This is a genomic window from Mycobacterium sp., from assembly GCF_032161845.1.
Classification (GTDB): Bacteria; Actinomycetota; Actinomycetes; order Mycobacteriales; family Mycobacteriaceae; genus Mycobacterium.
Window position 1 is genome coordinate 1 of record NZ_JAVRQA010000559.1, and the last position, 5,566, is coordinate 5,566.

Sequence of the window (5,566 nt, forward strand, 5' to 3'; positions counted from 1 at the left end):
GGTACTTCGCGCCTGCCACCATCGAACTGAGGTCGAGGGAGACGACGGTCTTGCCCTTGAGGCTCTCCGGTACGTCACCCTCGATGATGCGCTGGGCGAGGCCCTCGACGATGGCGGTCTTGCCGACTCCTGGCTCGCCGATGAGCACCGGGTTGTTCTTGGTGCGACGGCTGAGTACCTGGACGACGCGACGAATCTCGTTGTCGCGCCCGATGACTGGGTCCAGCTTGCCCTCGCGAGCAGCGGCTGTCAGGTCGGTGGAGTACTTCTCCAGCGCCTGGTAGGTGCCCTCGGGATCAGGGCTGGTGACGCGGGCGCTGCCGCGCACCTTCGTGAACGCCTCGCGCAGTGCCTGCGGCGACGCACCGTGACCGGTCAGCAGCTTGGCGACGTCGGAGTCCCCCGACGCCAGACCGACCAGCAGGTGTTCGGTGGAGACGTATTCGTCGTCCATCTCGCCGGCCAGCTGCTGTGCGGCGGTGACTGCGGACAGCGACTCACGCGACAGGTTGGGCGTCGAGTTGGCGCCGCTGGCCTTGGGCAGGCGGTCGACGAGACCGGCGGCCTCGGTCCGGATGATCGCGGGGTCAACGCCGACGGCCTCGAGCAGTGGCGCGGCGATCCCGTCATTCTGGGCCAGTAGCGCCGTCAGCAGATGGGCGGGCCGAATCTCCGGGTTGCCTGCGGCACTGGCCGCCTGCAATGCCGAGCTCAGCGCCGCCTGGGTCTTCGTGGTCGGGTTGAACGAGTCCACGACACCTCCAATTCCTTCTTGAGAAAATGCTTGTCCTCTAGACCAACGCAGTCAAGGTTGAGTCTGTTCCGCTCAACTCTAGCCAATTTCCCCGAAGGCAGATAGAGCCATTGGACCTCTGGCCGCGACGCTCAGTTTCGATAGTCCCAGAACTGCAACCACGTCACGGACGCGAAGAGTGTCAAGGTCAGGGCGTAGCCGGCCGCGACGATCACCGCGCCGATGGCGCTGATCCGGCCGCCCGCGCCGTCGACGGGATCCAGCCACTTGCGAAACGGCCGCGTCACCGTTGGCATCAACCACCACTGCAACGCCGAGACGCTGACGATCTGGCTGACCCACAGCACCAGCCAGGGTTCGGCACCAAGACCGTCCAGCACCGGGCCGAAGAACCTCGACAGGATCATCACGGTCGGATAGAGCACGAGAAGCACCAGCATCGCCGACTTCCAATTCGGCGTCATCAACGTCCGACCGCCCTGAACCCGCACCGTGGTCGCGAACGGCGTCGTCTGCGACACGGCCGAGAAGCCCTTCGTCAGACTGGACCGCAGACCGGGCAGGGCCTGATCACGCTCTGGCGACCGCAACCAGTCCGCCAATTGGTCCGCCGTCCTGAACCGCAGCATCGTCAACCAATCGTGGCCCGTCTCCGGGGGGAGCAACACCGTGCCCTGATAGCCGGGGAACGCACTGCTCGCCGCGGCGAGGCGATCCTGCACCGCCCGGAAGTCGGTCTCCTTGCCCGAGGCGACGTCGTGCCGGAACGCGCTCACCCCAGGTACCGGCTCGATACCATCGCCAAGGATGAGATCGGTTGTCCGACACCAAAACCCAAGCGACTTGCCGTCCTCGAGCACGGCCTGCCGCACGCTGCCGTCGAGCCAGCGATGCAGCAGGTCCTCGCTGGAGAACGTCGCCGCCATCGCCCAGTCCAGGTCGGCGTCGTGGATCGACGCGGAGGTGGACAGCGAGCCCTCGGCCGACGCAGCCGATTCCCGCAGCCTCGCGAGCCACTCGTCGAAGCCCGTCGAGTCGGCGGCGGGATGGAAGATCGTCACCGCGGTGAACGCGCGGCCGGTCCCTGCATTCATGCCGACTCCACGATCGCCCGTCGACCCTGCACGTAGACCTCCTTGATCGACGATTCGCGGATGCCCATCAACAGCCCGAAGAGCGTTTGGTCACGGGCCAGCCCAGGATCGTCGGAACGGACCGCGTTCGCGAGCGTCGCCTCGAGTTGCGGAGTGCGGAGGGGGTCGATCACGACGAAGTCGGCTTCCTTGCCGACGTCGAAGTTGCCGAAGCGGCTCTCCATGTCGAGTGCCCTTGCGCCGGCGAGTGTTCCGAGGAAGAGCAGCTCCGCCGGATGCAGGGAGACTCCAGCCGCTCCGTCCTCACTGATGTGCTGTTTGAACGCGTCGCCGAGGACCCGCGGGATGAGCCATTCGTCGCCGCCGCCCATGTCGGTTCCCGACGAGATGTTGACCCCGGCGGCCACCGTCCGCTTCCACGGCATGGTGCCCGACCCGAGGAACAGCTGAGAGATCGGGCAGTGCGAGATGGAGGAACCGGTCTCGGCCATCCTGGCCAGCTCGACGTCCTGCATGTGCACGCAGTGCGCCAGAATCGAGCGCCTGCCGAGCAGACTCTTTCCGCCGACCTTCGAGCCCGACAGGAACTTGCCGTCGTAGGTGTCGAGGTAGGTATCCACCTCATACACCTGCTTGGTGCTGTCGACCTCGCCCGTGCCGGGCCGATTGTTCTCGTTGAGGTGGCTGTGGAAGTACACACCGCGGTCACGGACCTGGTCGTAGAGCTCGCCGAGCGCCTCGAGGGTCCTGGTCGTCACCGAGAGCGAGAACCGAGGGACGACGGCGACGTGCAACAGGGCGGTGTCGACGTCGCCGGTGTCGGCGGCGTGCCACTTGTCGATCTCCTCACGGGTCAGCCGGATCGCGTCCTCTTCCGAGGTGATCAACGCGGCGGCGCTCTCGGGCCCGACGGTCTGGATGCCCCTGCCGCTGACGATGCGCAGGTTCGCCTTTCGCGTCTCGGTGAACAGCGCGTCCTGAGCGTGCGGGAACGCCGAGCCGAAGGCCATCGCGGCGGTGGTTCCCGCCGCGACCCTGCGCTTGCAGAAGTCCACGGCCGCCCGTTGCGCGAAGTCGGGGTCGGCGAACTTCGACTCCGAGGGAAACACGCACAGGTTCAGCCACTCGAGCAGCTGGCCGCCGCCGTAGGAGTCGCCCGCGTAGGTCTGGGGGAAGTGAACGTGGGTGTCGACGAAGCCGGGAAGCAGGTGACCCGGGCGATGGTCGTGCACGTCGCCCGACACGTAATCCGTTGGTATCTGCGAACGTTCGCCGCAGTAGACGATCCGGCCCACCTCGTCGATCACCAAGGCACCGTCGGGAATCGACACCAGGGCCTCCGCGGCCTCCGTCACCAGCGGGCTGCCTGCGATGTGGAAGAGATGCCCCAAGTGGACGTGGTTCGCCATCTGCTGCTCCTCAGAGATTGCACCCGGCGCTCACGATACCGCCGACATGGGCGAGAGAGCCGCGAAGATGTCTTACAGTCAGCGGGTCGCAGCGAAGCCGGGGGCATATGGACATCACCACGATCGAAGAGGTCATCCGCGAACCGTCGAACCCGCCCGGCCCCATGTGGCGCCCGGGCGACGCCTGGCTGGCGGGTGGCACGTGGCTCTTCTCCGACCGGCAACCCGACGTGCGACGGCTCATCGACCTGGTGCCGCTTGGCTGGGACGCCCTCGTGGCCACTGACTCCGGCCTTGACGTCGGCGCGATGTGCACGATTCAGAAGCTGTATGCCTTCTCGGCGCCAGAGGATTGGCGTGCCGCCGCGTTGTTGCCGACCGCCTGCGAAGCCTTCCTGGCGTCCTTCAAGGTGTGGAACTCCGCGACGGTCGGCGGGAACATCTGCATGTCGCTGCCCGCGGGACCGATGATCACGATGTCGGTCGCGCTCGAGGCGACGTACACGCTGCTGGGTGCCGGCGGCGTCGATCGCGTGGTCGACGCCTGCGACTTCGTCACCGGCGACCACGAGAACCTGCTACGACCGGGAGAGTTGTTGCGCAGCATCGACATTCCAGTTCGCGCACTGCGCAAGCGGCATGCCCACCGACGCTTCACGCTGACGCACCTTGGCCGATCGACCATCTTCCTGATCGGCACCAGGAGTCCCGACGGCGATGACCTGTTGCTCACCATCACCGCAGGGACCATCCGCCCGGTGCAGCTGGCGTTCGACTCCATGCCCACCGCAGAGGCCCTGCTGCACCGCATCGAGTCGATCAGCGACGACGTGTGGTTCGACGACCCGAACGGCACTCCCGACCATCGCCGCCACCTGGCCAAGTACTACGCCGAGGAGATTCGCGCCGAACTCGCCACGGAAGCCCGGCCATGACCTACACGGTGAACGGCAAGGCGTCCGACCAGCAACCGCAACCCGGCCAGTGCCTGCGCACCTTCGTACGTTCGCTTGGCTGGCACGGGGTCAAGAAGGGTTGCGACGCAGGCGATTGCGGTGCGTGCACGGTGTGGCTGGATGGTGCGCCGGTGCACAGTTGCATCACGCCGGCCTTCCGCGCCGACGGCCACCAGGTGACCACGATCGAGGGCCTCGGCACACCGGATGACCTCCATCCCATGCAGCGGAAGTTCATCGACGCGCCCGGATTCCAGTGCGGGTTCTGCACGGCAGGGATGATCATGACCTCGGCGACCTTCACCGAGGCGCAGAAGAAGGATCTGCCGCGGGCACTGAAGGGAAACCTCTGCCGCTGCACCGGATATCGCGCGATCGAGGATGCCATCAACGGCGTCTGCGAGATCCAGGAGGCCAAGGCGGGCGAGGCCGTCGGAACCAGCGTCGGCGCGCCCGCGGCAGCCGGTGTGGTGACCGGCACCGTCGAGTACACGATGGACACCGAGATGGAGGGCATGCTGCACCTCAAGGTGTTGCACTCGCCGCATGCCCACGCCCGCATCGTGTCCATCGACAAGACCGCCGCCCTCGCCGTGCCAGGGGTGCACCGCGTGTACACGTGGGAAGACGTCCCGCGCAAGCACTTCAACACCGCCATCCACACCGACCACCTCGTCGATCCCGACGACACCTACATCCTCGACGACGTCATGCGCTTCGTCGGGCAACGGGTGGTGGCCGTGCTTGCCGATTCGGTCCGTGCCGCCGAGGAGGGCGTCCGCTCGGTGGTGGTCTCCTACCAGGTGCTCCCCGCGGTGTTCGACCCCGAGGAGGCGATGGCCGACGGCGCACCGCAGCTGCACGGTTCCCAAGACCCCTTCGTCCAGGATCCGGAACACAACGTCCTGCTGGAACTGCACGGCGAAATCGGCGACGTGGATGCCGGTTTCGCCGAAGCGGACGTGATCCACGAGGGGACCTACTTCTCGCCGCGCGTGCAGCACGCGCACCTCGAAACCCACGGCTCGATCGCGTGGATGGAGGACGGCCGACTCCACGTGCGCACCAGCTCGCAGTCGCCGTCGATCTGCAAGGGCAAGCTGGCCCATCTGTTCGACCTCCGCCCCGATCAGCTGCGGGTGTTCTGCAAGCGCGTCGGCGGCGGCTTCGGCGGGAAGCAGGAGGTCATCTCAGAGGATCTGGTCGCGCTCGCAACCATGGACACGGGGCGGCCGGTGTGCTGGGAGTACACCCGCGAGGAGGAGTTCACCACCGCCTCGCCGCGGCATCCGATGAAGATCACGGTCAAGCTGGGTGCCAGGACCGACGGCACCCTCACCGCGTTCCACTACC

The 5,566-nt window shown here is 66.6% G+C and carries 5 protein-coding genes; 2 read left to right on the forward strand and 3 right to left on the reverse strand.

Features of this window, described 5'->3' with window-relative positions; genetic code table 11:
• The 3 genes from QOD90_RS31040 to QOD90_RS31050 all read right to left on the reverse strand — a co-directional run.
• A partial coding sequence (locus QOD90_RS31040) for a Clp protease N-terminal domain-containing protein (RefSeq protein ID WP_526356367.1) occupies nt 1-754 on the reverse strand: 754 nt, incomplete at its 3' end.
• Nucleotides 755-885: 131 nt separating this feature from the next.
• Nucleotides 886-1,848, reverse strand: coding sequence for an antibiotic biosynthesis monooxygenase (locus QOD90_RS31045; protein WP_526356369.1), 963 nt, complete (start codon nt 1,846-1,848; stop codon nt 886-888).
• Entirely contained in the window at nt 1,845-3,257 is a 1,413-nt protein-coding gene (locus QOD90_RS31050) for an amidohydrolase family protein (protein ID WP_526356371.1), read from the reverse strand. Before QOD90_RS31050 ends, QOD90_RS31045 begins: the two co-directional genes overlap by 4 nt.
• Before the next feature lie 107 nt (nt 3,258-3,364).
• Here QOD90_RS31050 and QOD90_RS31055 point away from each other — a divergent pair, with 107 nt between their 5' ends.
• Nucleotides 3,365-4,192 carry an FAD binding domain-containing protein gene (locus QOD90_RS31055; RefSeq protein ID WP_526356373.1) on the forward strand — a complete coding sequence of 276 codons (828 nt, stop codon included), beginning with the start codon at nt 3,365-3,367 and terminating at the stop codon, nt 4,190-4,192.
• Nucleotides 4,189-5,566, forward strand: a 1,378-nt coding sequence (locus QOD90_RS31060) for a molybdopterin-dependent oxidoreductase (RefSeq protein WP_526356375.1), incomplete at its 3' end; no start/stop codon positions are given. The genes QOD90_RS31055 and QOD90_RS31060, both read left to right, overlap by 4 nt.

What these genes read in the sequence shown, in the direction of transcription:
- QOD90_RS31045 (WP_526356369.1), bottom strand. Translation starts at nt 1,848, where the DNA reads ATGAATGCAGGGACCGGCCGCGCGTTCACCGCGGTGACGATCTTCCAT.
- QOD90_RS31050 (WP_526356371.1), bottom strand. Translation starts at nt 3,257, where the DNA reads ATGGCGAACCACGTCCACTTGGGGCATCTCTTCCACATCGCAGGCAGC.
- QOD90_RS31055 (WP_526356373.1), top strand. Translation starts at nt 3,365, where the DNA reads ATGGACATCACCACGATCGAAGAGGTCATCCGCGAACCGTCGAACCCG.